Consider the following 26,127-nt stretch of genomic DNA (forward strand, 5'->3'; position numbering starts at 1 on the left):
GGAGGATCCGGGCATGATCAGCGACATCAATCCATTCGACGACGGTCTTGAAAAGAATGCCGCGAACTACACGCCGCTGAGCCCCCTGAGCTTCCTTGCCAGGGCTGCTGACGTCTTTCCCGAGCGGCTGGCCGTGGTCCATGGACACCAACGTTATGACTATCGGACCTTCTATGCACGGAGCCGCCAGCTCGCTTCGGCCCTGTCGAGAATGGGCGTCGCAAGCAAGGACACCGTCAGCGTGATGCTGTCGAATGTTCCGCCGATGCTCGAGGCCCACTATGGCGTACCGATGGCAGGCGCGGTCCTTCACTCCCTCAACACCCGTCTTGATGCCGCCATCATCGCCTTCCAGTTCGACCACGCCAATACCAAGGTTCTGATCACCGATCGCGAGTTCGCGCCAGTGATCAAGGAAGCCCTGGCATTGGCAAAAACCAAACCGATCGTGATCGACTATTCCGACCCGGTCTTCCCTCAAGACGGAGAATGCCTGGGCACGCTGGACTATGAGGAGTTCGTGGCGAGCGGAGATCCCGAGTTCGAGTGGAAGCTCCCCGCCGACGAATGGGATGCGATCTCCCTGAACTACACTTCCGGAACAACGGGCAATCCGAAGGGCGTCGTCTATCATCACCGGGGCGCCTATCTGCTCGCGCAGGCGAACGTACTGACCGCATCGATGGCGAAGCATCCGGTCTATCTCTGGACCCTGCCGATGTTCCACTGCAACGGCTGGTGCTTCCCGTGGTCACTTTCGGTTGTCGCCGGCACCCACGTTTGTCTTCGCTGGGTTCGCCCGAAAGTCATGTGGGATCTTATCGCCGATGAAAGTGTCACCCATCTGTGCGGAGCGCCGATCATCATGTCGACCCTGCTCAATGCGGCCTCTGACGACAAGCGCGATCTGGATCGTGTCGTAGAGTTTTTCACCGCGGCGGCCCCTCCCCCCGAGAGCGTTCTCGCAGCCATGAAAGATGCGGGCTTCAACGTCACCCATCTTTATGGGCTGACCGAAGTCTACGGCCCCGCCGTCGTCAACGACTGGAAGGACGAGTGGAATAGCCTCAGCGGGCCGGAACAGGCCAAGAAGAAGGCACGCCAGGGCGTGCGCTATGTGGCGCTTGAGGGCTTGACGGTCCTCGATCCGGAAACCATGCAGCCGGTCCCCTCCGATGGACAGACCATCGGCGAAGTCATGTTCCGTGGCAACGTGGTTATGAAGGGGTATCTGAAGAACCGTGAAGCGACAGAAGAAGCGTTCGCTGGCGGTTGGTTCCATTCTGGAGATCTTGGCGTCCTTCATCCCGATGGCTACATCCAGCTCAAGGACCGCTCCAAGGACATCATCATCTCCGGCGGAGAGAACATTTCTTCAATTGAGGTCGAGGATGTTCTCTACAAGCACCCTGACGTCCAATCGGCCGCAGTTGTCGCAAGGCCTGATGAGAAATGGGGAGAGACGCCCTGCGCCTTCGTGGAACTGCGCTCAGGTTCAGCTGTATCGGAGAGCGACCTGATCGCTTTTTGCCGTGAGCACCTGGCCAACTTCAAGGCGCCCCGAACCGTGGTCTTTTGCGAGCTGCCGAAAACGTCGACAGGCAAGATCCAGAAATTTTCGCTGCGCGAGCAGGCCAAGGCGCTCTGACACCCGCTACAAAGAAAAACGCCGCGGTGAAGACCGCGGCGCACAAAACGGAGTTCCCGTCGTCAATGAAGCGTTTCGCCATTGTTGCGTATTCGCTCGATCTCGTCCTTGATCATGAGTTTCTTGCGCTTCATTTTCGACAATTCCAGAGAGTCGGTGCTCGGGTGGAGCTTTGCATCTTCGATCATTTCTTCCAGGGCGGCGTGACGGCGCTCGAGCTCTGCGAGATGAGACTGCATTGACATGGAATTGCCTCCTGTTTGTTGGGCCAAACAAGTTGAGCCTGCCACAGCGATATCTGGTTGTCGAACCCTGTTTCCGCAGAGGAACGATAATTTCGCCGTCTTACTCTCTTTTCCCGAAGTCAGCCTTTAAAAAGCCTAAAACCGCACCCCGAAGGTTGAAGTATCGGAACATCGTTGGTTCTTCAGCAGCTTAATGGAATTGCATGCCGGATCGCTATGTGGCATCCCTAGTCCGAACGACATGCGCGCCCTGCGCACGCTGTGGATGCCTGTGAAGAATGCCTCACCTTTGACCGGATCCGGTCCGGTATCAGAGGGTCCCGGGGGAGATTAATGGCCGATAACGAAGAAAAAGCCCTGCGCATGGAATTGGCCCAATTGCGACAGGAGCACCGGGATCTGGATGCCGCTGTCGAGGCGCTATCGTCAGCCGGCAATTCCGACGCCTTGCAGCTGCAGCGCCTGAAAAAGAAGAAGCTCATGATCAAGGACCGCATCGCCGTGCTTGAAGATCAGCTTTTCCCGGACATTATCGCTTGATCGGGCACTCCTCTGCCGGTCAAAAAGACACCTTGCATACCCCCTCGTCGTGCCTATACTCCGCGCCTTCCACAGGGGCGGTCGCAAATCGGGGTTGAAAGACGTGTCTAAAGCTGAAGTCGCTATCATCATGGGCAGCCAGTCGGATTGGCCGACGATGAAACACGCAGCTGACGTTCTCGACGAACTTGGCATCAGCTACGACGCGCGGATCGTATCAGCGCACCGGACTCCCGATCGGATGTACGAATTCGCCAAGGGCGCGAAGGCCGAAGGTTTCAAGGTGATTATCGCCGGTGCTGGCGGCGCAGCGCACCTTCCCGGTATGACAGCCGCATTGACCCCTCTGCCGGTTTTCGGTGTTCCGGTCGAAAGCCGTGCGCTGTCCGGCGAGGACAGCCTGCTTTCCATCGTCCAGATGCCTGGCGGCATACCTGTCGGCACGCTGGCAATCGGCAAGGCCGGAGCCACGAACGCCGCGCTGCTTGCAGCGGCGGTGCTTGCACTGATGAACCCCGCTGTCGAGACGACCCTGGACAACTATCGCAGCGCCCGTACCGCGGCGGTTACCGAACGCCCGGTAAACGACTGAACGCTGTTTCATTCGCAATGCTGAACAAGAGGACGCGTCCATGAGCACCGACATCCGCCTTTCCCCTGGAGATACAATAGGGATCCTGGGCGGCGGACAGCTTGGACGGATGCTGTCTCTGGCGGCAGCAAGCCTGGGTCTGAAGACCCATATTTTCTGCCCGGACCTCAACAGTCCGGCCTTCGAGGTCGCAAACGCCTTCACCGTGGCCCCCTATGAGGACGTTGCAGCGCTTGAGGTGTTCGCGTCTGCTTGCTCCGTCGTCACGTACGAATTTGAAAACGTTCCCGGACCTACGGCCGCGCTGCTCGCAGACCGTCTCCCGGTACGTCCGGGAGTGAAGGCCCTGGAAGTTTCGCAGGACCGTTTCCACGAAAAGGAATTCCTGCGCTCGGCCGGGGTCCAGATTGCGGACTACGCGACAGTCGACAGTGACCAGGACCTTACCGCCGCTCTTCAAGACTTCGGTGGCGAAGGTGTCCTGAAGACCCGCCGCTTCGGATATGACGGCAAGGGCCAGGTGATGATCCGCGCAGCTGCGGACGCTGTCGGTGCCTTCGACAAGATCGGTCGTGCCCCGGCGGTTCTGGAGCGGCTGATTCCGTTTGATCGCGAAGTTTCGGTCATCGTCTGCCGTGATGTGGACGGCAATTGTGATGCCTACGATGTGGCTGAGAACCATCACGAGCACCACATCCTGAAGACTTCGACGGTGCCTGCGAACGTATCTGCTGCAACGGCGGCAAAGGCTCGCGAGATGGCGATCAGCATCGCCTCCAGTCTGGAGTATGTCGGCGTCATGGGCGTCGAAATGTTCCTCAGCGGCAGCGGCGAGAACGAGGTTCTGCTCGTCAACGAGATCGCGCCACGCGTACACAACTCGGGCCACTGGACCGAGGACGCCTGCCTTACCTCACAATTCGAGCAACACATGCGCGCCGTCGCAGGCTGGCAGATGGGAAGCTGCACACGCCATTCCGACGTTGTGATGGAAAACCTGATTGGGGCGGATTGCGAGCGCTGGCCGCAAATCCTGTCGGAAGGAAATGCCCGCCTGCATCTTTATGGCAAGGAAGAAGCGCGTCCCGGTCGCAAGATGGGCCACGTGAACCGGCTCTCTCCGAAATCGGAGTGAGCCTGAGTTGCCTGTATCAGAGCCACCGCACGGACAGCTCTGACAGGAGACACATGCCGGTTCTCAAATCAGGTTCAGCTGGTCACGCTTGTAAAAGCGGATGTTGGTCAGGACGCCGACGAAGGCAAGTCCGCCTGCAAGACCCGTCCATACGCCAACACCACCAATCCCCATGCCGAACCCAAGGCCGAGGGACAGGCTGATCCCGATCACCCAGTATCCGACACCCGCATAGATCAGCGGTATCGTCGTGTCGCCCAGACCACGCAGGTTGTTGAGCCCGATGATCTGCGCCCCATCGGCAATCTGGAATATCGCGGCGACCGCCAGGAAAGACACAGCGAGCGAAATGACTTCCGCCGACTTGGGATTGTCGAGATCCAGATAGAGCGACGCCAGCGTTTCCGGAATCAGCCAGAACATGACCGCAAAGCAGGACATGAAGGCGAAGGTGATACCGAGCGCGGCCCAGCCCGCCCGACCGATGGCGACGGGATCGTTCCTGCCCGCGGCATAGCCGACGCGGGTCAGTGCGGCCTGGCTAAGCCCCACCGGGACCATGAATGTGATTGACGAGATCTGCAAGGCAATGCCGTGAGCTGCCAGCGGGATTGTCCCGATCCAGCCCATGAGCACCGAGGAGGCAGCAAACAGACCTCCTTCCGCGACCAGGGTCAGGCCGATGGGAAGTCCGAGACGCAGGATCCTTGCAAGAACAACCCAGTCCGAGCGCCAAATCCGGCCAAGGATAGCATAGCGTTTCAATCCCCTGCGGTTGGTCGCGTAGACCAGGAGGATCAGGAACGTGCTCATGGACGTCACAACCGATGCAATCCCGGCCCCGATCAGTTCCAGACGCGGAAAGCCGAACGCACCGAAGATCAGCAGGTAATCGAGAACCGCATTGACCAAGACACCTGCCAGCGTCGCGAGCAGCACCATCTTGGACCGCTCCATGATCGTCAGGAACCCGCGCACAGCCATGATCGCCAGAGCCGGGAGGAGCGACCATTGGAGCGCGCCCATGTACTCGCCAGCCAACGCCGCGATTTTTGGCTGCTGCCCGAGTGCCACCAGGATTTCTTCGGTAAAGAAGGTAAGGCACCAGGCGGGGAGACAGTAGAGAACCGAAATCCACAGTCCCATCCGGACGGTACGCCGAAGTTCCCTCGCCGCTCGTCGCCCACGCGCTCTCGCTCCAAGCGGTATCACCGCCTGGATGATTCCCATTCCGAAGAACCAGAGCAGCATCCACATGTTGAAGGCCAGGACCGAGGCAGCCAACGGCTCGGCGCCAAGGCGACCGATCATCAACACATCGGTGGTATTGATGCCCATCTGGGCGAGCTGCGCACCGGCAAGAGGCAAGCCAAGCGACAATGTCGGGCGGATATCGGATTGCCACAGCCCTGAGAAAGGCGATGCAACGTCTGATCCTTGACGATCCGGCTTCAATCAGCCCTCCATTTCGCGACGATTTGCTGCCGATAGGGGACTTGAAGGCAGGCCGGCAGGCCGCCGGTCTATACCCGCACAAACTGCCTGTCTACAAACAGAGGAGGAACCGGGCCTGAGAAATACAATCAAAGATAGAACTATCATCGCCAGCTATTTATAATTGCCTGTGGACAAGTGACAAGCTCTTTGATATGACCGCGCGCATGCGACGGGCCCGGTCAGGATGTGCAGACCAACCCGCGGGTAGCGATCGCAATTTTCTTCCAAACGAAACAGCTCATGGCAGCTGTTACAAGACAGGAAACAAACGCGTGCAGGTTCTGGTTCGCGACAACAACGTCGATCAGGCGCTTCGGGCGCTGAAGAAAAAATTGCAGCGTGAAGGCGTCTTCCGGGAGTTGAAGCTCCGCGGCCATTTCGAAAAGCCTTCCGTCAAGAAAGCTCGTGAAAAGGCCGAAGCCATCCGTCGTGCGCGCAAGCTCGCCCGCAAGCAGGCGCAGCGTGAGGGTCTCCTCCCGGGTCGCTCGAGCCGCCACTAAGGCCTTCTCGCAAGCAGGCCGGATCCGTTCAAATTTGACGGTTATCCGAAATCAAAGCCGGCTGCGCCTTGCCGCCGGCTTTTTGTGCTGTCAAAACGTATGTGACTGATCCAAACAGACAGGCTCGCTCGGCGCACGTGCGCCCACGACCGATTTCAACAGACGACAGGCAACAAAGACCGATGAAACAATCTCGCTTGGCACCTACAGAAAGTGACACGACATTTTCTCGTATCGCCAGACTTGCGACCATCGGGTTTGCCGTTTTTCTGGCTGCCTGCCAGTCGTCTGTTTATGACGGCGTTCCGATCGATACCGCGGCAGGATCTGCTGCCAACATCCAGTCTCTGACCGCCGTGATCGAAGCGAACCCACGGGACGCAAACGCCTACAACACCCGCGGCATCGCTTATGGTCAGGCCGGCAAACTGGATGAGGCGATTGCCGACTTCAACATCGCCCTTCAGCTCGATCCCCGGTCTCACCAGGCCTATGCGAACCGTGCTCTGGTCTATCGTCGGGCGGGGCAGATGCAGGCCGCCATTGCAGACTATGACCGCGCCATCAACATCAAGCCCGACTATGATGTAGCCTATGTCGGTCGCGGCAACACCTATCGGCAGACCGGTCAATTCGGCCCGGCCTTGAGCGATTTCAACACGGTGATTGCCCGGAACAGCTCGGACGCACGCGCCTATCATAATCGCGGCCTGATCCTTCAGGCCCAGGGTCAGCACCAGCGTGCCATTGAGGATTTCGCAACGGCGATAGGCCTCAACCCGAATGCGGACGAGCCCTATGTGGCGCGTGGCATTTCCTATCTTGCCATCAATGATCCGAACGCCGCGTTCTCCGACCTATCGATGGCTGTGAATCTCGACCAGCGCTCGTCTGTGGCATGGGCGAACCGTGGCGTGGCCCTCGAAATGCTTGGCAAGACCAAGGATGCCCGCCGCAACTACAACAAGGCACTGAATCTGGACGCCTCCAACGACCTGGCGCGCGAGGGATTCGCTCGCGTCAGCAAGGGACAGAACCTCCTCTGATTTCAATCAAGGCATCCCGGCATCAGCCGGGCGATCCTCTGTCGATGCTTGCCGTCAACAGAGGATAGAAGTCATGGCCAAGTCGAAATCTGTCGTCGTCATTGATGGACACCCAGACCCTGACCCGGCCCATTTCTGTCACGCACTCGCGCTTTCCTATTGCAAGGGCGCACGACACGCTGGCCATAAGGTTTCGCTGATTTCACTCGCGGACCTGGACTTCCCGTTACTGCGCTCCCCCAAGGCTTTCGCCGAAGACCCGACACCCGATAGCCTCATCCCTGCCAGGGACACCCTCTTGGCCGCCGATCATGTCACGATCATTTTTCCGCTGTGGCTGGGCAGCATGCCGGCACTTCTGAAAGGCTTCCTGGAACAGGTTCTGCACAGGGACACAGCTTTTGAAGACACGGCGGAAAATGCCTTCCCAAAAGGCAAGCTGAAAGGCAAGTCCGCTCGGATCATCACCACGATGGGCATGCCGGGCCTCGTCTACCGATTGTGGTTCCTGTCCCACGGGCTCAAGGCACTTGAACGGAACATTCTTAAGTTCATCGGTTTCAGCCCGGTACGGGACACGGTCTTCGGCATGGTCGAGATGGTTTCCGACGACAAGAGGAAGCGCTGGCTCGCGAAGGTGGAAGACCTCGGCAAGCAGGCGATCTGAAAGCGGGATTTCAGAAGGGGCACGGCGCCTGAAACGTGACGCGTTCACCGGTATCGGGATGATGCAGTGTCAACGTATCGGCGTGCAGGCGCAGGCGGTCTGCCGCATCTAATGCTTCACCATGCGCATAGAAGCGATCCCCGAGAATGGGATGCCCGAGATTGAGCATGTGCACGCGCAGCTGATGCGACCTGCCGGTCTCCGGGAAGAGATGCACCCGTGTCGTCAGCGACTGGCGGCTCTCCACCTGCCAGCGGGTTGTCGCCTTGCGGCCGTGCTCGTGACAGACCATTTGTTTTGGCCGATTCGGCCAGTCGCAGCGCAATGGCAAATCGATTTCACCCGCGTCCCCGTCAACCTCACCCCAGACGTCAGCAATATACATCTTTGCAGTCTTGCGGCGCTCGAACTGCAGACCGAGGTGCCGAAGGGCCTGTGCATTCATCGCGAGGACCATCACCCCGGACGTATCCATATCCAGCCGATGTACGATGCGCGCCTGCGGATAGAGGGACTGGGCGCGAGCTTCGATGCAATCCGAATGTTCAGCAGCCTTTCCAGGCACGCTCAGGAGACCCGACGGTTTATCGACCACCAGAAGATGCTCATCGGCATAGAGCACCTCCAGAAACGGCTCTTGCGGCGGGGCGTAAACGAAAGGCTCTGGCGGGCGCTGAATCATGACGCGCTTATACGCGACCTGCACAAAAACAAAAGGCGCGAGAATGATCCCGCGCCTTTCAAACTCTCGAAAGAGACCATTACATCGCCTTGACGATTTCCTCGGTCATCTTCTTGGCATCGCCGAAGAGCATCATCGTCCGGTCGAGGAAGAAAAGCTCGTTCTGGATACCGGCATAGCCCGAGCCCATGCCGCGCTTTACGAACAGAACCGTGCCCGCCTTGTCCACGTCGAGGATCGGCATGCCGTAAATCGGAGACTGCGGATCGTCGCGCGCCGCCGGGTTGGTCACGTCGTTCGCACCAATGACATACACCACGTCCGCCTGAGCGAATTCCGAGTTGATGTCCTCCAGTTCGAAGACCTCGTCATAGGGCACGTTGGCTTCCGCCAGCAGAACGTTCATGTGACCAGGCATACGACCTGCAACCGGGTGGATGGCGTATTTAACTTCGACGCCTTCTTCCTTCAGCGTGTCGGCAAGCTCGCGAAGAGCGTGCTGCGCCTGGGCAACCGCCATGCCGTAACCGGGCACGATGATGACCTTGGAAGCGTTCTTCATGATGAAGGCAGCATCTTCCGCAGCACCCTGCTTGACCGGACGATCATCTTCGCCGCCACCACTGACAGTCGCGGTTTCACCGCCGAAGCCACCAAGGATCACCGAAATGAACGAGCGGTTCATGCCCTTACACATGATGTAGGACAGGATCGCGCCGGACGAACCCACGAGCGCACCCGTGATGATCAGGGCCATGTTGCCGAGGGTGAAGCCGATGCCAGCTGCTGCCCAACCCGAGTAGGAGTTCAGCATCGACACGACCACCGGCATGTCTGCGCCGCCGATCGGGATGATGATGAGAATACCGAACAGGAACGATACCAGCACCAGAAGCCAGAACAGCATTGTGCTCTCGGTATTCACCAGACCGATGACCAGCAGAACCAGGCCGGCAGCCAGCAGGATGTTGATCAGGTGGCGAGCCGGAAGCATGATCGGCTTGCCCGACATACGGCCATCCAGCTTGAGGAAGGCGATGACGGAACCGGTGAAGGTAATGGCACCGATTGCCGCGCCGACTGCCGCCTCAACAAGAGCCTGGGCATGGATATGGCCAGGTTCACCGATGCCGAATGCGACCGGAGCGTAGAGAGCACTGGCAGCGACGAAAACCGCAGCAAGACCAACCAGCGAGTGGAAGGCTGCGACGAGCTGGGGCATTGCGGTCATCGGAATGCGCTTCGCAATCACCGCACCGATGCCACCACCGATACCGACGCCAGCAAGGATCAGGATGCCCGATCCGAACGTAACGCCGCTGGCGAGCAGCGTGGTCACGACGGCAATGGCCATGCCGACCATGCCGTAAAGATTGCCCTTGCGCGAGGTTTCCGGGCTTGAAAGGCCACGAAGGGCCATGATGAAGAGCACTGCTGACAGCAGGTAGAGCAGCGCCGTAAGATTTGCAGACATCAACCGGCCTCCCCTTAGCGCTGCTTCTTCTTGTACATGGCAAGCATGCGGCTGGTCACAAGGAACCCGCCGAATATGTTCACGCTAGCCAGGACAAGAGCCAGAAATCCGAATACGCGCGCCATCATGGCGCCGTCGCCGGACGTCAGATCAACGCCAACTGCCAGCAGAGCACCGACAACGATCACCGAGGAGATCGCGTTGGTCACTGCCATCAGAGGCGTGTGCAGAGCCGGGGTCACCGACCAGACAACGTAGTAGCCGACGAAGATCGCCAGCACGAAAACCGAGAACAGGAAGACAAACGGCTCGATAGCCCCGCCTGCCGCCGTTGCTGCTGCTTGCGTCATCACATCACCGGCAGCGCCCGCAATCTGATCCGCGTAGGTCTGTGCCGCGCTGGCAGCTTCCTGTGCGGTGGCCGCAGCTTCTCGCGCGGCATCAGCAGCCGCATTTGCACGTTCCAGCGCCTCAGCTTTAGACAACTCGCTCATGACATCCCCCTCTTAAGCTTCTGCCGGAGCGAAGGCGGGATGAACCACCTTGCCGTCGCGTGTCAGGACGGTCGCCTTGACCAGCTCGTCGTCCCAATCAGGCATGAGCGCCTTGGTTTCCTTGTCGATCATGGTCTCAAGGAAAGCGATCAGGTTCTTTGCATAAAGGGCAGAAGCCGATGCACCGATACGACCGGCCATATTGAGATGGCCAACGATCTTCACACCCGAAACGCTCGCAACCTTGCCAGGCTTTGCGCCTTCGACGTTGCCGCCACGCTCAACAGCCAGGTCGACCAGAACCGAACCGTCCTTCATGCTGGCCAGCATTTCCTTGCTGACAAGCTTGGGAGCCGGTCGGCCAGGGATCAGCGCCGTGGTGATGACGATGTCCTGCTTGGCAATATGGGAAGCCACCAGTTCGGCCTGCTTCTTCTGATACTCTTCAGACATCTGCTTGGCATAACCGCCGGCGGTCTCGGCCTGCTTGAACTCTTCATCCTCGACGGCGATGAACTTCGCTCCGAGAGACTCGACCTGTTCCTTGGCGGCCGGACGAACGTCGGTAGCGGTCACGACTGCGCCAAGACGGCGGGCGGTCGCGATCGCCTGCAGTCCCGCGACGCCTGCACCCATTACGAAGACGCGTGCAGCGGGAACAGTACCGGCTGCGGTCATCATCATCGGCATGGCGCGGTCGTATTCCGCGGCAGCTTCGATGACGGCCTGATAGCCGGCGAGGTTCGCCTGCGAGGAGAGCACATCCATGACCTGAGCGCGGGTAATGCGCGGCATGAACTCCATGGCAAACGCGGCGACGCCGGCTTTCGCCATCGCTTCCACGTCCTTTTCGTTGCCATGCGGATCCATGGTCGCAATGACCATTGCGCCGGACTTCATCAGCTTGAGTTCGGCAGCTGCCGGACGGCGAACTTTCAGAACCACGTCGGCGTCCTTGTAGACACCGGCAGCATCATCCACGATGGTCGCCCCGGCTGCGGCAAAGTCCGCATCGAGAATGCGGGACTTGGCTCCTGCATTCTTTTCAACGGCAACAGTCGCGCCCAGCCCGACCAGCTTCTTGACCGTATCCGGAGTGGCGGCCACCCGGGTTTCAACCGCGTCTGTCTCGCGCGGCACAGCAATCTTCATCGGTACCCTCCCCTAGGAATAAACATGGCCTTTCCGGGTTGCCGGAAAGGCGGGCTGAGCCCTTTAAACCGTCAGGATGGCAAGCAAGCCGGTCAGGACGAAAACGGCTGCGGACGGGATCCAGCCCTTGGCACCAAGTGCGAGACCGATGGCAGCGGCAACGAGGGTGCCGACCAGCATGATCCAGCCGAATACGGTCGCGGCGGTGCCACCGAAGGCAAAAAGGATCAGGCACAGAACAACGTTGAGCACGGCAATAGTGCCAACCTTGGAGAAGTTGATGAAGCCCTCATAGGTCGCTTCGTGAGCAGCGTAATCCATGGCAGGTGCGGAGTTGTCAGACATTCAGTCCCCCGGTTTCAAAATCACAGTTCGACAGAGGTCTTTACAATAAAGCCCTCTCTTGGAGCAATGTTTAGCGCAGAGGTTATCGTCAAACGCAAGGCTTGTTCTGCGGCAAAGTGACCGCTCGTCCCGTCACCGCGTCACTTCAACCCGGCGCCCCGCAGTAACTCCTTCTGTCGCTGCCCGACCTTCTCGACACTAAAGTGTTCAATTTGCTCGTTAAACAGCTGATAGAAGTTCAATTCTGCCCGCAAATGAAGAAAAACCCCACCTAGACCAATGGCTGCACGGTCCATGAAGACAAACTCACGAGGGACGGTTACCGGGCCAAGTTCCTTCAACGCCTTGTGAACCCGGAACGCTTCCTTGCGGCCATATTCGGCAGGACTGATACCGTCGGCGATCGACCGTACCCTGTCGCTCAGCAGAGGCCCATAAATAAAACGAGCCCAGACATTGAGCACCTCGATCAGGTCTTTCGTAAGTCCCTTGAAACCCCAACGCTCATAGGCAGAAACAATGCGGGCTTCGTCGTCTTCAAGCAATCCGAGATACAGATCGACAACTCCTGCGACAAAATTCGCAGGGAAAATGCGAATGCAGCCGTAATCGAGAAGGTTGATTCCCGCCGGTTGGCTTTCATCGGAAAAGACCGTGTAGTTCCCCAGATGCGGATCGCCATGGATCAGCCCGAAGTGGCTGAACGGGTGCCACCATGCGTGAAACATCGTTTCGGCAATTCGGTTGCGCTCCTCCAGCGAATGCTCCCGGAAGGAAAGCAGCGGCTCACCCTCCAGCCAGCCCATGGTCAGGAGCCGGCCGGTCGACAGATCGGATTTAACGTCTGGCACGCGTATTCGGTCGTTTTGCTCGAAGATCGTCCGGTAGGCCGCCATGTTTGCCGCTTCGCGTCGATAATCGAGTTCCTCGCGGACACGCTCTCCGATTTCCATCGCGATTTCCCGTGTATCGATTGCCGGCTGCATGCGTCGATGTATCGAAAACAGAACTTGTAGCTGGCGCAGGTCGGCCTCAACCGCGGAGGCCATGTCGGGATACTGAAGCTTGCATGCCAGATCGGCGCCCTCATGAGAGGTCGCCCGATGAACCTGTCCAAGAGATGCCGCCGCCGATGGCGCCTTATCGAATTCGGCAAAGCGGCTCTGCCAATCGGCACCGAGTTCGGCACGCATGCGCCTCTTTACGAACGCCCAGCCCATTGGTGGTGCATCGGCCTGCAGCTTCGCCAACTCGGCCGTGTATTCCGGTGGCAGCACGTCCGGGATCGTCGACAGAAGTTGCGCGACCTTCATCAGCGGCCCTTTAAGACCACCGAGCGCCGAGGCCAGTTCAATCGCGTGCTTCTCGTTATCCAGTTCAAGACCGAAAAGTCGGGCACCGGCCATCTTTGCCGCAATCCCCCCGACATTGGTGCCGACGCGGGCATATCGACCGATCCGGCCCGTCAGGCGATTGCTTTCCCGATCCTTCTCTGCGGACATTATGCCGTTACTCCTGAAACGAGGACGCGCGCTCTCCATCCATGTAGACAGCTCTGCGCATTTGACCAGCGTCAGATTGCTGCAGTGCTGGCAACCGCAGAAGAGGTTGCGCCTTCTTCGATCTCGGTCAGTTGGCGCACCAGCATATCCCTCTGAGCATGCAAGCCCTTGTAGGCAAGCTGGTCCGGATCAAGGCCCAGTAGCTGGTTGCGAAGTCCTGCGGCGAGTTCACTGCCATGCGGATGGCCCAACAGCGCCTTCAGCGGATCATGATGGATCTTGATCGTGAACAGGATGTCACCCGAACCCGGCAACCGCCGCAGCGTCTGACGTTCGACGCGCACGAACAAGCGGGCCAGAGTATCTGCCTCATCGCCACAGTCAGCGAGCAAGGTTCGTCCAACCGGTCTGTGCAATTCCGGACTGTCATACACCGACCAGTTGAAGCGGGCCACGAGCTGCCCGACCTTAAGGTTGTCGAAGATCCGCGCGACGATAGCCCCCATGCGCCCGTTGTTGAAACCCGGGACATGCTCATGAATCGCGTGCATCGAATGGCCGAATTTTTCGGCAAGAGACCACGACGACGGAAAACACAGGCACGCCGCTGCCAGCCTATATCCGTCGTCTGCATTCCGCATGAGAACCAGATCTTCCTGGACCAGCATGGCCGCCCGGATGAGATCCGCGTTCGGAAGGCCGCTCCCAACTTTCTCGCAAGCTGCGAACTTCAATGCACCCGATTCTGTATCGAACACATCGCGGTGATAATGGGACAAGTTCGCGGTTATGAGTTCGAGCACCTCTCTTTGAGAAGCGGCGGTCTCCGGCTCTGCCCGGAAGACGGTATCCTGCCCTGACGCAAGGAGCTCAGCCTTGCGCTCCAGGTGAGCAGCGAAATGTTCGTCGGGCTCCAGCCAGCTGCACTCACCGATCGGCTCCAGCCCGACCGTGAAGGGCTGTTTCGAGCCGTCATATGGCGTATGAGCGAACATCACTCGAATTCACCTGCCTCTCGCCGCAGTTCACCGCAAGAGCGTCAGCTATCGAGCTCTTCAAGTTCGTCGATGATTCCCTCGATGACCGACAGGCCCTTCTTCCAGAACGACGGATCGCTCGCATCCAGCCCAAAGGGAGCAAGAAGCTCGGAATGATGCTTGGTCCCGCCAGCCCTGAGCAGGTCAAAATACTTTTCTTGGAAGCCGGTCTCCGCATCCTGGTAGACAGCGTAGAGCGAATTCACGAGGCAATCGCCGAAGGCATAGGCATAGACGTAGAACGGCGAATGAATGAAATGCGGGATATATGTCCAGAAGGACTCGTATCCCGGATTGAGGCGGATCGCAGGGCCCAGGCTTTCCTTCTGCACGTCGAGCCAGAGTTCCCCGATCTTGTCCGACGTCAACTCCCCATTTCGGCGTTCCGTATGGAGCTTGCGCTCGAACGTATAGAACGCGATCTGGCGCACGACGGTATTGATCATGTCCTCGGCCTTGCTTGCCAGCATGACCTTTCGCGTTTCCTTGGTAGTGGTGCGCTCCAAAAGGGACTGGAACGTAAGCATCTCGCCAAAGACACTTGCCGTTTCGGCAAGCGTCAGTGGTGTGGGAGCCATCAATGGACCGTTGTGGCCTGCAAGGACCTGGTGAACGCCATGACCGAGCTCATGGGCCAAGGTCATGACATCGCGTGTCTTGCCAAGATAATTGACGAGAACGTAGGGATGGGCGCTCGGAACGGTGGGGTGAGCGAACGCTCCGGGAGCCTTGCCGGGGCGCGCGGGCGCGTCGATCCAGTTGCGGTCGAAAAAGCGTTCGGCGATATCGGCCATTTCAGGTGAGAACTTGCCGTAGGCCGACAGGACAGTCGCCTTGGCATCCTGCCACGGAATGACACGGTTGTCCGCAGCCGGTAGCGGTGCGTTGCGATCCCAATGATTCAGCTGTTCGACGCCAAGCCAGCGCGCCTTCATCGCATAATAGCGGTGCGACAAGCGCGGATAGGCGTCCCTGACCGCTGCGACAAGGGCGTCGACGACTTCCCGCTCGACGCGGTTGGACAGGTGCCGGCTGTCGGCGATGTCACCAAACTTGCGCCAGCGGTCCGAGATTTCCTTGTCCTTCGCCAGCGTGTTGGTGATCAGCGTGAAGGTACGAAGGTTTTCGCCGAATACCTTGGCTAGAGCCCCCGCGGCTATTTCCCGCTTCTGCGGCTCCTTGTCCTGCAACAGGTTCAAGGTCGCCTCGATCGCGAGCTCCTTGCCGTCGACTTCGAAGCGCAGGGACGCCATGGTTTCATCGAAGAGACGGTTCCAGGCTCCTCGGCCGGTTACCGACTTTTCATGAAACAGCTGCTCGACCCGATCCTCGAGCTGGTAGGGCTTTTCCTTGCGCAGATCCTCAATCCACGGCCGGTAGTGGTCAAGGCCAGGATCCTCCATCGCCTTTTCCAGAGTGTCGTCATCCACGCGGTTCAGCTCAAGACCGAAGAAAAGGAGATGCGAGCTGGCGCTCGTAATCCGCTCCTGAACATCGCCATAGAATTTCTGGATTTTCGGATCGGTCGTGTTGCCTGCATAGGTCAGACCCGCATAGGAGATCAGTCGCCCAAGCAGATCTTCCAGATCCTCGTAGGCGCGGATCGCCGTCACAAGAGCGCCGACATTCGAGGATGCCAGATCAGCAAGCCGCCCCTTGTAGGAAGTTTCGAAGGTCTTGGCACGTGCCAGCGACGCTTCGAGGTCTGCTTCGACCTCACTCGCGTCTATAGCCGAATAGAGGTCCGCAAGATCCCATTCCGGCAGCGAACCCAGATCCTCTCCGGCAGCACCTTCTGCGAGGGAACGAACATAGGGATCGAAAAGCATGTGCAATCTCCAACGGCAAATCGCTCGGGAAGTTTTCTAACTCCCTTCGATGTTTAGGCTGCGGACCCCCTCCACCGCAATTGTGGGGCAGTCAAATTTTTCCGATTGGCTGGACGATTTGTTTACCGCTCTCGTACCAGGATGGCCCGAATTGATACACACAGACGGACTTCAAAGGGCCCTTCATGCAGTCAGCCAGCGGCAAGATCCTCATAGTCGACGATGATCCGATCCAGAGGCGCCTGCTTCAGGAGGCCGTCCATAAGTTCGGACACAAGACGAAAACTGCCGAAAACGGACAGCAGGCGGTCGACATCATGATCGGCCCGGAAGGTGCCGACATCGACCTGATCATTCTTGACATGGTGATGCCGGAACTGGACGGCATTGGTGCCCTGACGAAGATTCGCGCGCAGAAGATTGCCACTCCGGTCATCGTTCAGACCGCCCATGGCGGAATTGATGCGGTCGTCAACGCGATGAATGCCGGCGCACAGGATTTCGTCGTCAAACCTGTCAGTCCGGAACGGCTCAATGTATCGATCCGCAACCTGATGAAGGTTTCGGCTCTTGAAGGTGAGATCAACCGATTCCGCAAGCAGGCTTCCGGCACGCTCACCTTTGCCGACATCATTACCCGCTCTCCGGCGATGGAGCGCGTGATCAACCTTGGGAAGCGCGCCGCATCCTCGAATATTCCGATCCTCATCGAGGGAGAAAGCGGTGTCGGCAAGGAACTGATCGCGAGCGCCATTCAGGGTTCCGGCGAACGCAAGTCCAAGCCACTGGTGACCGTGAACTGCGGTGCCATTCCGGACAACCTGGTCGAATCGATCCTGTTCGGACACGAGAAAGGCGCCTTCACCGGCGCTGTCGACAAGCATGTCGGAAAGTTTCAGGAGGCCCATGGCGGCACACTGTTTCTTGACGAAGTCGGGGAACTGCCTGCCGAAGTCCAGGTCAAGCTTCTGCGGGCCCTTCAGGAAAACGAAATCGATCCGATCGGCGCGAAGCGCCCGATCAAGGTGGATTTCCGCCTGATTTCAGCAACCAACCGTCGATTGGTCGACCAGGTCAAGGAAGGGGCGTTTCGCGAGGATCTTTATTATCGCCTAAACGTTTTCCCGATCTGGATCCCGCCACTGCGGGATCGCCCCGAAGACATTCCTGCACTTACACGGCACTTCCTCGCAAGATTTGCTGCGGAGGAAGGCAAGCCTCACGTATCGGGTGTCGCAACCCAGGCTCTCGACCTTCTTCAGGCCTATAACTGGCCCGGCAACATCCGACAGCTGGAAAACACAGTGTTCCGCGCAGTCGTCCTGTGCGACGGCGCAAGCCTGACCGTGGACGATTTCCCGCAGGTCGCCGCTGCTGTCGGCTCTGCGGCGCAGACACAGGGACGCGGTTTCACGGCGCAGCCAACGCCAGATCCGGCACTCGCAGCACCACGGACCGCCGAAGCGGCCGTCTCCCAGGAGGCGCGGCAAACCTCATCCTCGCAGGAACCCTCCCCCGCCCATGACGCGTTCCGCCATGCCGCTCCGTTTGGCTTCATGCGAAGCCTCGACAATGACGGCCACGTGCGAAAGCTGACCGACCTGGAAGAGGAACTCATCCGCACGGCGATCAATCACTATTCAGGTCGAATGACAGAGGTGGCGAAACGATTGGGAATCGGTCGCTCGACACTGTATCGCAAGCTCAAGGAATATGGCCTGGAGGAAGAAGCAGCGAACGATGGAGCCGCTGCATAAGAGCGTTCGGCCCCTGATTTGGGACATGATGGATACAGGCTCGAACTGAGCCCGCTTTTTTAACGTGATATCCCGCGCTAATTTCTGTTTTCGTTGTATTTTGGCCACGTTTTCGGCTCAAATGAAAACAGGGTAAAGGCTTCTTAACCCGCGCAGGCTAGTTTTCAACCTGCTGGGGGATAATCGCATTGGCCAAGAGCCATCAACAAACGGCGAGACGGTATTTTGCGTAGACGGTTGTTTGGATACGACGCCGTGAGAGGCTTGCGACGTGCGAGCGCTCTTTTGTGTCTGCTTACTCTGATGCCCGTGCTGTCTGCATTTACAGCAAAGGCAGAGACCCGCACCCTGAAGCTCTACAACACGCACACCAAGGAGCGTGTCGAGGTCACCTTCAAGAAGAACGGCCGGTTCATTCCATCCGGATTGCGCGAAGCCAACCGTTTCCTGCGCGACTGGCGCCGGAACGAGATGACCAATATCGACCCGAAACTTCTCGATCTGGTTTGGGAAGTCTACCAGCAGGTCGGCGCAAAGAATCCGATCTATGTCGTGTCCAGCTACCGTTCGCCTGCAACGAACAATATGCTGCGCAAACGTTCGCGCGGCGTCGCCAAGAACAGCCAGCATACGCTCGGCAAGGCGATGGATTTCTACATTCCCGGCGTCAATCTGGCTCAGTTGCGAGCAACCGGCCTCAGGCAGCACGTTGGCGGCGTTGGATACTACCCGACATCCGGATCGCCCTTTGTTCACATGGACACCGGCAGTATTCGTCACTGGCCTCGGATGACACGTTCGCAGCTTGCGAAGGTCTTCCCGGACGGCAAGACATTGCATGTCCCGTCTGACGGCAAGCCGATGAGCGGATACAAGTTGGCCCTCGCCGAGGCCAAGTCGGGCAAGCGCAGCACAACGCCGACGATCGTCGCCTCGAATGAGGAGGACGATGAAGGAAACGTCACCAGGGGTCAGTCGCTGCGCAATTCTTCAGACCTCGTAAGGCCAGCCCCCCGGGAGGCAGCCTCGGGATCCGGAGGCAACCTGCTTGCATCCTTGTTCAGGTCGAACAACGCCGACAGCGCGAACGAACGCACCCGCGTCGCCGCCGTCAGACCTGACAGCGCTCCGGTCCCACCGGGCGCTCTTCCCGGAGTTCGGAACTCCGGCGACAATGCGACGCCGGCTTCTCGAACCGCGCCAGTCGTGACTGCGCCTCCGGTACCTCTTCAGAAGGAAGAAGACGAAGCGACCGGTGCCGAAGATACGGTCATCGTGGCAAGCGTCGTCCCCCTCGCCAAACCAGCCGTCGCCTCCGCGCCGATCCAGGTCGCATCCGTTGCAGCTCCGAACACTCTGGATGCTCAGCGTATCGCCCTTGAAACTGGCGCTAGCCCTGCCGTAGCCAACAGTGATCGGTTTGCTGCAGCTTCTGCGTTGCCCAGCCAGAAGCCGGCCGATGCCCTCCTCAAGGCAACCCAGGTAGCGGCGTTGAACCAACAGAATGTAGCAGGCTCTGTCCCACTGCCGGCCCAGGCGCCTACCGACGATCCTGTGGCAGCTATTGTCGCGGCGACAAGCGGCGACAGCCAATCTACACCGACACCTGTCGCGGCCCCGACAGCCCTCGCATATGCGTCTGCGACCGCAACACCCGCTGCATTTTCTCGTCAGAATGGCCGTCCAAACGCTGCCAAGGCGGGAGCGCGAAGCACGCCAGCCAAGCAAACACTTGAAAGATCCGTATCAGGCAGAATCCCACGCAACGAGATCAGGGATCCGCTAGCGGGCTTTGCAGGTCTTCCCGACAAGTCGGAAACCCTCCTGATTTCCGGTGCGGGCACCACCCGCCACCGCCTGTTTGCCTCGCTCAGCCACCCTCGTCAGCGGAGCCTGAAGAATTTTCTGGCACCGGGAAATCGTTTCGTAAGCACAGGCTTCGAGCTCTTTCCCTATGGATCCCTGCGCACAGACCGTTTTGAGGGACCTGCGGTCATTGTGCTCCCGGTCACCTTCGCTCGCTGACGGCGGTGAACCTTCTTGGTTTAGATACAAAAAAGGCGGCCGATCTGGCCGCCTTTTTCGCTCTTGGAACTCTAATCGATTAAGGCGTCAAATACCGCCCTGTCCGTCGCTGCCGACGAAGGCAATCCGGAGCATGTTCGTCGACCCCGGCGTACCGAAGGGAACACCCGCTGTCACGATCACTCGTTGACCCGGCTTTGCAAAACCTTCCGAGTAGGAAATCCGGCATGCGCGGTCGACCATGTCGTCCTCGCTTGCGGCATCTTCGCTGACAACACAATGCAGGCCCCAGGCCAAGGCGAGCCGGCGTGCCGTTGCGACCACCGGCGACAACACGATCAACGGAGAGCTCGGGCGTTCGCGTGAAGCACGCAGCCCCGTTGCACCGGAGGTCGTGTAACACACGACAGCTGCCAGCTTCAGGGTCTCGGCAATTTGACGCGCTGCGGCTGAGATGGCATCGGCACCGGTTGCCTCCGGTTCGGTTCGCTGAGCGTGGATGATATTGAGGAAGTTCGGATCCCGCTCCACCTCGTGGGCAATCTTGTCCATCGTTTCGACCGCTTCGACCGGAAATTCACCGGCGGCCGATTCTGCCGATAGCATCACCGCATCAGCGCCTTCAAAGACGGCCGTAGCGACGTCGGACACTTCTGCGCGGGTCGGAACAGGAGCCGAAATCATCGATTCCAGCATCTGCGTCGCAATCACGACCGGCTTGCCTGCACGGCGTGCGGCGCGGGTAATCTGTTTTTGCAGACCTGGCACCTGCTCGAGCGGCATTTCCACGCCGAGATCGCCACGGGCAACCATGATTGCATCGGAAAGCTCGATGATCTCGGCCAGACGACCGATTGCCTGAGGCTTTTCGATCTTCGCCAGAACTCCCGCACGTCCGCGCGTGATCTTGCGGACCTCGGAAATGTCATCGGGACGCTGAACAAACGAAAGCGCGATCCAGTCGACGTTCTGATCAAGGGCTGCGACCAGGTCCTTGTGATCCTTGTCCGTCATTGCGCTTGTCGCAATCTCGGAATCCGGGACACTAACGCCTTTGCGGTTGGAAAGTTTGCCGCCGACGATAACTTCGGTAACCGCCTTGGTAGCTGTGCACTCGACAACGCGCAGCTGGATCTTCCCGTCGTCGAGCAACAGACGGTGAGACGGCTCAAGCGCCTTCAAAATCTCCGGATGCGGCAGATGCACTCGATTTACATCGCCTTCGGCCGGGTCGGCGTCCAGCGTGAACTTCGCGCCATTCTCCAGCATTACCGGACCGTCCTTGAAGGTTCCCACCCTCAGTTTCGGACCTTGCAAGTCTGCCAGAATGCCTATCGGCCGCCCGACCTTCTCCTCCACTGAACGGATGCGTTCAACCAGCATCTTCAGACGATCGTGATCCGTATGGCTCATGTTGATGCGGAAAACATCCGCACCCGAGCGATACAGCTTTTCGATGATGTCTTGTTCAGAGGAGGAGGGTCCGAGAGTTGCCAGTATCTTGACTCTTCGGTTACGCCTCATCGCCCACCTGTCCCCTGTTGCACGGGCTCCGTCAATTGAACAGTCCAACTGCTCTGTTCGCCCGTGTCGATTTCAAAAAAGCCTGTTCGTTCAAAACCTCGAGCGACGCAATCTTCTATGCCACGGATCGTGAATTCCTTTTCACGCGTGCACATGAATGCCCGGCCACCCCACTCACCGAACTGATCGTAATCAACAGCGTAGATGTAATAGTATCGTGACACCAGCGAGCCCGGGACGAGGGTCTCACAAGAGTTGCCCTCCAGGTTCCACCAGCCTTCGGTGATCCAGTCGGACTTGTCTTTGTAGCCGATAGCAATGCCAACACGGCTCTCGGTCTTGTTGCAAAGGCGAAGATCAGCCTTTGCCGGAGCCGTCGCAAGACCCATGACCATCAGAGACACGCATGCGCCCAACGCCGTCTTCACAGCGCGCTTGAAGCCATTTGATGACTCCTTATGGCGTCGGTCCCCACCTTTGTTCATTGTCAGTCGTTCGTCTCGCGGCTTTTGAACATTAGCTTTTTGCTAGCACATGCCAGTGTTGTCAACGACGATGGCTCGAAAGTCATTGACGTTTGTATAAGTTGGCCCAGGGACAAGCAGGTCCGAAAGCGCATCGAAGAAACAGGTACTATCGTTTCTGGCTAGAAATGAGGCAGGATCAAGGCCAAGCGCGGTTGCACGGCTAATCGTCGTGGGGAAAACAAAGGCACCTGCCGGATCGCTCGCCGCCCCCTGACCGCCGTCGGTTCCGTCAGTATCCGCGGCAAGCCCGCTGACCCCCGGCAAATCTTGCAAGGCAATCGCCAGTGCAAGCGCATACTCCTGATTCGGACCACCAATCCCATCGCCATTGATCGTAACCGTGAGCTCGCCTCCCGAAAGGAAGACGCAGCGCTTTCCCGCGCCGAGCGCCTCGCGTGCGAGCCCTGCGTGTTCGCGCGCCCGCTCCCTTGCCTCGCCTTCAACGCTGTCGCCAAGGAAGATCGGCTCATAGCCGGCAGCCCGGGCAACCTCGGCTGCGGCATCCAGAGACGCCTGCGGCCGCGCCACGATCTTGAATTCTGCAGTGTTGAAAGCCGCATCGCCCGGTTTCAGGGACTCGTTCGCCTGGTCGTTGAGCGCTTCGGAAATCGCCGGCGGCACCTGGATCGCATACTTGGCGCATATGCCGCGTGCATCGGCCAGCGTTGAAGCGTCAGGAACCGTCGGCCCGGAAGCGATGGCGGCAGGATCGTCATTGGGCACATCGGAAACGGCGAGCGTTGTCATCTTCGCGGGAGCTGCCAACCCAGCCAAGCGCCCCCCTTTTATCCGCGACAGATGCTTGCGGACCTTGTTGATCTCATCGATTGTCGCTCCGGACTTCAGCAGGGCTTTCGTGAGCTGCTGCTTGTCATCAAGCGTAACGCCCGCTGTCGGCGCAATCCAGTTTGCGGACCCGCCACCCGACAGCAAAACAACGATGTGGTCATTCTCACCGGCAGCGCTAACAAGCTCCATGCAGCGAATGGTAGCGTCGACGCCGGCCTGATCCGGGACCGGATGCCCTGCCTCGATAAGTTCGATCGTACCGGTCGGACGGCCATAACCGTGCCGGGTCACACCCAGACCGATCAAGCGGTCCGAACCCAGTCCCCGCTGCTCGCGGTAATGACGCTCCGCCACCTCCAGCATGGCACCGGCGCCTTTCCCTGCTGCCAGTAGAATGATCCGTCCTGACGCGGAAGGTTCCGGCAGATGCTCGGGCAAACAATTCTCCGGCAATGCGGCCGAGACCGCTGCATCGAACATGGAACGAAGGAATTCCTTGTGCGGCCGGTGATCCGTCATTCTTCGCTCCCCAACGAACTTTTCTTCATCATTTCAATTGCTGGAAGGTCTGCCCGGACGGGCAATCCAGATTCCGAAGAGAATCAGGAGACCACCCGCAATCTGCAAGATCCTGAGGGCTTCGCCAAGTGCGATCCAGGCAAATGCTGCTGCAGTCACGGCCTCAAGAAAGATCACAAGCGCAGAAAATCCCGCCGTGAGGCGACCAAGCGCGAAGGCAAGAAGCCCCTGCCCGGCCGCATGCGCCAGCAAGGCCAGCCCCGCAAGAGCCGCCCAACCACGCGACGTCTCCGGCAACAGCTTGTCGTCCAGCATCAGGGCGACAAGCAAAAGGCAAATCGAAGTGACAAGTGACGAGCGGAACATCAACCCGCCGGGCCCTAGGCTCCGCCGTACATAGCGGGTGGCGAGGATGTATGCTCCGAAAAACACAGAGGTCATCACGCCGAACCCGTCACCGATCAATCGCTCTGGCGCTATGCCCAGGTTCGAGCCTACCAGCAACGCCGCCCCGGCGAGGCAGGCACCAAGCCCAAGCCACATACCGCGTGTCGTTGCCTCGCGCAGGATCAGGTTGGATCCGAGCAACACCCACACAGGCGCCAGCGTCGCAAGGAAGGTCGCATTGGCGATCGAGGTCTTCATGATCGACAGATGCCAGAAGATCAGGTCCCCGGAGAAGAGCAGCCCTGCAATGACAACCGGCCACGACCAGCCACGCAAGGGACTTTTCGACCTGTCCTCGAGTTGAGACCACGCCCAGAGCACAGGCAAGGCGGCGAACACACGCCAGAACGCGCTGGAATAGGGTCCAACCTCCGCCAATCGGACGAAGACTGGAGAAACTCCCATCGCAACGGCACCCGCCAGCAAGGCAAGCAAGGCAACCCCCGTCCCGGCTTGCGGCTGCAAGCCGGCGCCGGTTGCCCCAAGCGAGGACGCGGGAACGTGCAACAGATCTTCTTGAGAATTCGGCATGTGAAGCAGTACAGAAAAGGTTGGTTCGACCTTGCGGTTGGTCTAAAGCTACAGGGCGCAATCTCCTGCGTCATCCCAACAATGAAGTTCTTCGCGAACGTATAGCGATTTCATGATCACCTCCCAAAATTCGCAGCCATCCGATTTCGTCCCGACCGAAACGATCAAAGGCGATTTGTCCGGCGGACTGCTGCTTCTGTGTGACCACGCACGCAATGCCGTGCCCGCGGAATACGGGGATCTCGGCCTTCCACCCGAGCAATTCGAGCGGCACATCGGCTACGATATTGGCGTCCGTCCTCTGACAATGGAACTCGCAAGGCGGCTGAATGCGCCGGTGTTGATGACGACATACTCTCGGCTCCTGATCGACCCCAACCGTGGCGAGGACGATCCGACGATCGTCATGCGCCTTTCAGACGGAGCTGTCGTTCCGGGCAATTCCGAGGTCGACCATGAGGAGCGGCAACGCCGTATCGAGCGTTTCCATCGGCCCTATCACACGTTGATCGACGAGACGCTCGATCAGATGATCGGCAAGGCCCCGGCACCCGTAATCGTCTCCATCCACAGTTACACACCGGTTTGGCGCGGCGTCCCGCGGCCATGGCATGCCGCGATCCTGTGGGACAGCGACGAACGAGCAGTTCGGCCGTTCATCGAACAACTTGAAGCCCAGGGCGATCTGGTGGTCGGAGACAACGAGCCATATGACGGCTGCCTCAAGAACGACACCATGTACCGCCATGCGACAAGGCGCGGGATTGCCCATGCACTACTGGAGGTTCGGCAGGACCTGATTGCCGACGAAAAGGGTGTCTTGGAATGGGCCGACCGGCTGCAACCGATACTGGAAGACCTTGTTTCCCGGCCGGACCTGCGCCAGATCAAGCATCACATGTCCCGCTCGGACAAACCCGCCTGAGAGAGGAACACTCAATGGACGACAAGACACGCACCGAACTGGAGGCCGCCGCGTTCCGCCGCCTTCTGAGCCACCTCGGACAGCGTACCGATGTTCAGAACATCGACATGATGAACCTGGCCGGTTTCTGCCGGAACTGCCTGTCCAACTGGTACCGCGAAGCCGCAGAAGAACGCGGCATCGAGATGGACAAGGAAACCAGTCGCGAAATCGTCTACGGCATGCCGTACAGCGAATGGAAGGACAAGTTCCAGACCGAAGCCACCGACGCCCAGAAGGCGGCTTTCGAGGTGAATAAACCGGCCCATTGAAGCTTGACGGAGAACCCGGCTTGACCTGTCAGGCCGGTTCTGGCACGGCACTGTCCGGCTATACGAATCCGAACCCAAAATACCAACTAGGAGACACCCCCATGTCCGATCCGGGCGGAGTTGCCGGCGATCAGCTGCGTGCATTTGTCGAGCGTATCGAGCGTCTCGAAGAAGAAAAGAAAGTCATCTCCGACGACATCAAGGACGTCTATGCCGAAGCCAAGGGCAACGGTTTCGATGTCAAGATCCTTCGCAAGGTCGTTTCGCTGCGCAAGAAGCAGCCCCACGAGCGCGAGGAAGAAGAGGCCGTACTGGACCTCTACCTGCATGCCCTGGGCATGGCCGGGCCTGCCGGCAACGACTGACAACCAAAGCACCAGCGGCGCT

The 26,127-nt window shown here is 59.0% G+C and carries 26 protein-coding genes; 12 read left to right on the plus strand and 14 right to left on the minus strand.

Annotated elements, in window-relative coordinates:
- The first annotated feature begins 13 nt into the window (after positions 1-13).
- Positions 14-1,648: an acyl-CoA synthetase gene (locus ACN0SY_RS10620; protein ID WP_417687078.1), complete on the plus strand. Its 1,635-nt coding sequence runs from the start codon at positions 14-16 to the stop codon at positions 1,646-1,648.
- 62 nt (positions 1,649-1,710) lie between these two features.
- Here ACN0SY_RS10620 and ACN0SY_RS10625 read toward each other — a convergent pair whose 3' ends face one another.
- Positions 1,711-1,893: a YdcH family protein gene (locus ACN0SY_RS10625; RefSeq protein WP_417687079.1), complete on the minus strand. Its 183-nt coding sequence runs from the start codon at positions 1,891-1,893 to the stop codon at positions 1,711-1,713.
- A 333-nt stretch (positions 1,894-2,226) separates the two neighbouring features.
- Here ACN0SY_RS10625 and ACN0SY_RS10630 point away from each other — a divergent pair, with 333 nt between their 5' ends.
- The 3 genes from ACN0SY_RS10630 (at position 2,227) to ACN0SY_RS10640 (ending at position 4,160) form a co-directional block, all read left to right on the plus strand.
- Entirely contained in the window at positions 2,227-2,433 is a 207-nt protein-coding gene (locus tag ACN0SY_RS10630; protein WP_417687081.1) for a YdcH family protein, read from the plus strand.
- 103 nt (positions 2,434-2,536) lie between these two features.
- Complete coding sequence (gene purE / locus ACN0SY_RS10635; RefSeq protein WP_417687083.1) at positions 2,537-3,025, plus strand: 5-(carboxyamino)imidazole ribonucleotide mutase; 489 nt, start codon at positions 2,537-2,539, stop codon at positions 3,023-3,025.
- A 40-nt stretch (positions 3,026-3,065) separates the two neighbouring features.
- Positions 3,066-4,160, plus strand: coding sequence for a 5-(carboxyamino)imidazole ribonucleotide synthase (locus ACN0SY_RS10640; protein ID WP_417687085.1), 1,095 nt, complete (start codon positions 3,066-3,068; stop codon positions 4,158-4,160).
- 63 nt (positions 4,161-4,223) lie between these two features.
- Here ACN0SY_RS10640 and ACN0SY_RS10645 read toward each other — a convergent pair whose 3' ends face one another.
- Positions 4,224-5,615 carry an MATE family efflux transporter gene (locus ACN0SY_RS10645; RefSeq protein WP_417687087.1) on the minus strand — a complete coding sequence of 464 codons (1,392 nt, stop codon included), beginning with the start codon at positions 5,613-5,615 and terminating at the stop codon, positions 4,224-4,226.
- Positions 5,616-5,929: 314 nt separating this feature from the next.
- Here ACN0SY_RS10645 and rpsU point away from each other — a divergent pair, with 314 nt between their 5' ends.
- From rpsU to ACN0SY_RS10660, 3 genes are all read left to right on the plus strand, one after another.
- Positions 5,930-6,157 (plus strand): 30S ribosomal protein S21, encoded by a 228-nt coding sequence (gene rpsU, locus ACN0SY_RS10650; protein WP_417687089.1) that lies wholly within the window; start codon positions 5,930-5,932, stop codon positions 6,155-6,157.
- Positions 6,158-6,354: 197 nt separating this feature from the next.
- The gene (locus ACN0SY_RS10655) at positions 6,355-7,203 is read left to right on the plus strand and encodes a tetratricopeptide repeat protein (RefSeq protein ID WP_417687091.1); all 849 of its coding nucleotides are present in this window, start codon (positions 6,355-6,357) and stop codon (positions 7,201-7,203) included.
- Between the two features lie 73 nt (positions 7,204-7,276).
- Positions 7,277-7,870, plus strand: coding sequence for an NAD(P)H-dependent oxidoreductase (locus tag ACN0SY_RS10660; protein ID WP_417687093.1), 594 nt, complete (start codon positions 7,277-7,279; stop codon positions 7,868-7,870).
- 10 nt (positions 7,871-7,880) lie between these two features.
- On the opposite strand, the gene ACN0SY_RS10665 is transcribed toward ACN0SY_RS10660, so the two are convergent.
- The 8 genes from ACN0SY_RS10665 to ACN0SY_RS10700 all read right to left on the minus strand — a co-directional run bounded on the left by ACN0SY_RS10665 (position 7,881) and on the right by ACN0SY_RS10700 (position 16,385).
- On the minus strand, positions 7,881-8,552 hold the full coding sequence (locus ACN0SY_RS10665; RefSeq protein ID WP_417687095.1) for an RluA family pseudouridine synthase: 672 nt from the start codon (positions 8,550-8,552) through the stop codon (positions 7,881-7,883).
- A gap of 79 nt (positions 8,553-8,631) precedes the next feature.
- On the minus strand, positions 8,632-10,026 hold the full coding sequence (locus ACN0SY_RS10670; protein WP_417687096.1) for an NAD(P)(+) transhydrogenase (Re/Si-specific) subunit beta: 1,395 nt from the start codon (positions 10,024-10,026) through the stop codon (positions 8,632-8,634).
- A 14-nt stretch (positions 10,027-10,040) separates the two neighbouring features.
- Complete coding sequence (locus ACN0SY_RS10675; protein WP_417687098.1) at positions 10,041-10,520, minus strand: proton-translocating transhydrogenase family protein; 480 nt, start codon at positions 10,518-10,520, stop codon at positions 10,041-10,043.
- A gap of 12 nt (positions 10,521-10,532) precedes the next feature.
- On the minus strand, positions 10,533-11,672 hold the full coding sequence (locus tag ACN0SY_RS10680; protein WP_417687100.1) for a Re/Si-specific NAD(P)(+) transhydrogenase subunit alpha: 1,140 nt from the start codon (positions 11,670-11,672) through the stop codon (positions 10,533-10,535).
- 63 nt (positions 11,673-11,735) lie between these two features.
- Entirely contained in the window at positions 11,736-12,017 is a 282-nt protein-coding gene (locus ACN0SY_RS10685) for an aa3-type cytochrome c oxidase subunit IV (protein ID WP_417687102.1), read from the minus strand.
- 140 nt (positions 12,018-12,157) lie between these two features.
- Positions 12,158-13,519, minus strand: a complete 1,362-nt coding sequence (locus tag ACN0SY_RS10690; protein ID WP_417687103.1) for an ABC1 kinase family protein — start codon at positions 13,517-13,519, stop codon at positions 12,158-12,160.
- A 71-nt stretch (positions 13,520-13,590) separates the two neighbouring features.
- Positions 13,591-14,514 (minus strand): heme-dependent oxidative N-demethylase family protein, encoded by a 924-nt coding sequence (locus ACN0SY_RS10695; protein ID WP_417687104.1) that lies wholly within the window; start codon positions 14,512-14,514, stop codon positions 13,591-13,593.
- Positions 14,515-14,558: 44 nt separating this feature from the next.
- Entirely contained in the window at positions 14,559-16,385 is a 1,827-nt protein-coding gene (locus ACN0SY_RS10700; protein ID WP_417687105.1) for a M3 family oligoendopeptidase, read from the minus strand.
- A 185-nt stretch (positions 16,386-16,570) separates the two neighbouring features.
- Between ACN0SY_RS10700 and ACN0SY_RS10705 the strand changes: the two genes are divergently transcribed.
- Positions 16,571-18,142 carry a sigma-54-dependent transcriptional regulator gene (locus ACN0SY_RS10705; protein ID WP_417687106.1) on the plus strand — a complete coding sequence of 524 codons (1,572 nt, stop codon included), beginning with the start codon at positions 16,571-16,573 and terminating at the stop codon, positions 18,140-18,142.
- A 255-nt stretch (positions 18,143-18,397) separates the two neighbouring features.
- Positions 18,398-20,167 carry a DUF882 domain-containing protein gene (locus tag ACN0SY_RS10710; protein ID WP_417687107.1) on the plus strand — a complete coding sequence of 590 codons (1,770 nt, stop codon included), beginning with the start codon at positions 18,398-18,400 and terminating at the stop codon, positions 20,165-20,167.
- Positions 20,168-20,254: 87 nt separating this feature from the next.
- On the opposite strand, the gene pyk is transcribed toward ACN0SY_RS10710, so the two are convergent.
- From pyk to ACN0SY_RS10730, 4 genes are read right to left on the minus strand one after another with little or no spacing between them, the layout of a single operon-like run.
- Complete coding sequence (gene pyk, locus ACN0SY_RS10715) at positions 20,255-21,691, minus strand: pyruvate kinase (protein ID WP_417687108.1); 1,437 nt, start codon at positions 21,689-21,691, stop codon at positions 20,255-20,257.
- Positions 21,688-22,176, minus strand: a complete 489-nt coding sequence (locus tag ACN0SY_RS10720) for a DUF1036 domain-containing protein (RefSeq protein WP_417687109.1) — start codon at positions 22,174-22,176, stop codon at positions 21,688-21,690. The genes pyk and ACN0SY_RS10720 overlap by 4 nt, the downstream gene beginning before the upstream one ends.
- 42 nt (positions 22,177-22,218) lie before the next feature.
- Positions 22,219-23,526 (minus strand): glycerate kinase type-2 family protein, encoded by a 1,308-nt coding sequence (locus ACN0SY_RS10725; RefSeq protein WP_417687110.1) that lies wholly within the window; start codon positions 23,524-23,526, stop codon positions 22,219-22,221.
- A gap of 33 nt (positions 23,527-23,559) precedes the next feature.
- On the minus strand, positions 23,560-24,480 hold the full coding sequence (locus tag ACN0SY_RS10730) for a DMT family transporter (RefSeq protein WP_417687111.1): 921 nt from the start codon (positions 24,478-24,480) through the stop codon (positions 23,560-23,562).
- Positions 24,481-24,616: 136 nt separating this feature from the next.
- Here ACN0SY_RS10730 and ACN0SY_RS10735 point away from each other — a divergent pair, with 136 nt between their 5' ends.
- The 3 genes from ACN0SY_RS10735 (at position 24,617) to ACN0SY_RS10745 (ending at position 26,105) form a co-directional block, all read left to right on the plus strand.
- Positions 24,617-25,429: an N-formylglutamate amidohydrolase gene (locus ACN0SY_RS10735; protein WP_417687112.1), complete on the plus strand. Its 813-nt coding sequence runs from the start codon at positions 24,617-24,619 to the stop codon at positions 25,427-25,429.
- A 14-nt stretch (positions 25,430-25,443) separates the two neighbouring features.
- Positions 25,444-25,740 carry a DUF1244 domain-containing protein gene (locus ACN0SY_RS10740; protein WP_417687113.1) on the plus strand — a complete coding sequence of 99 codons (297 nt, stop codon included), beginning with the start codon at positions 25,444-25,446 and terminating at the stop codon, positions 25,738-25,740.
- A 101-nt stretch (positions 25,741-25,841) separates the two neighbouring features.
- A complete protein-coding gene (locus ACN0SY_RS10745) occupies positions 25,842-26,105 on the plus strand; it encodes a DUF2312 domain-containing protein (protein ID WP_417687114.1) in 264 nt (87 codons plus the stop codon).
- The last annotated feature ends 22 nt before the right edge of the window (positions 26,106-26,127 follow it).

The organism is Roseibium sp. (assembly GCF_048261595.1).
In the GTDB taxonomy this organism is placed as follows: Bacteria; Pseudomonadota; Alphaproteobacteria; order Rhizobiales; family Stappiaceae; genus Roseibium.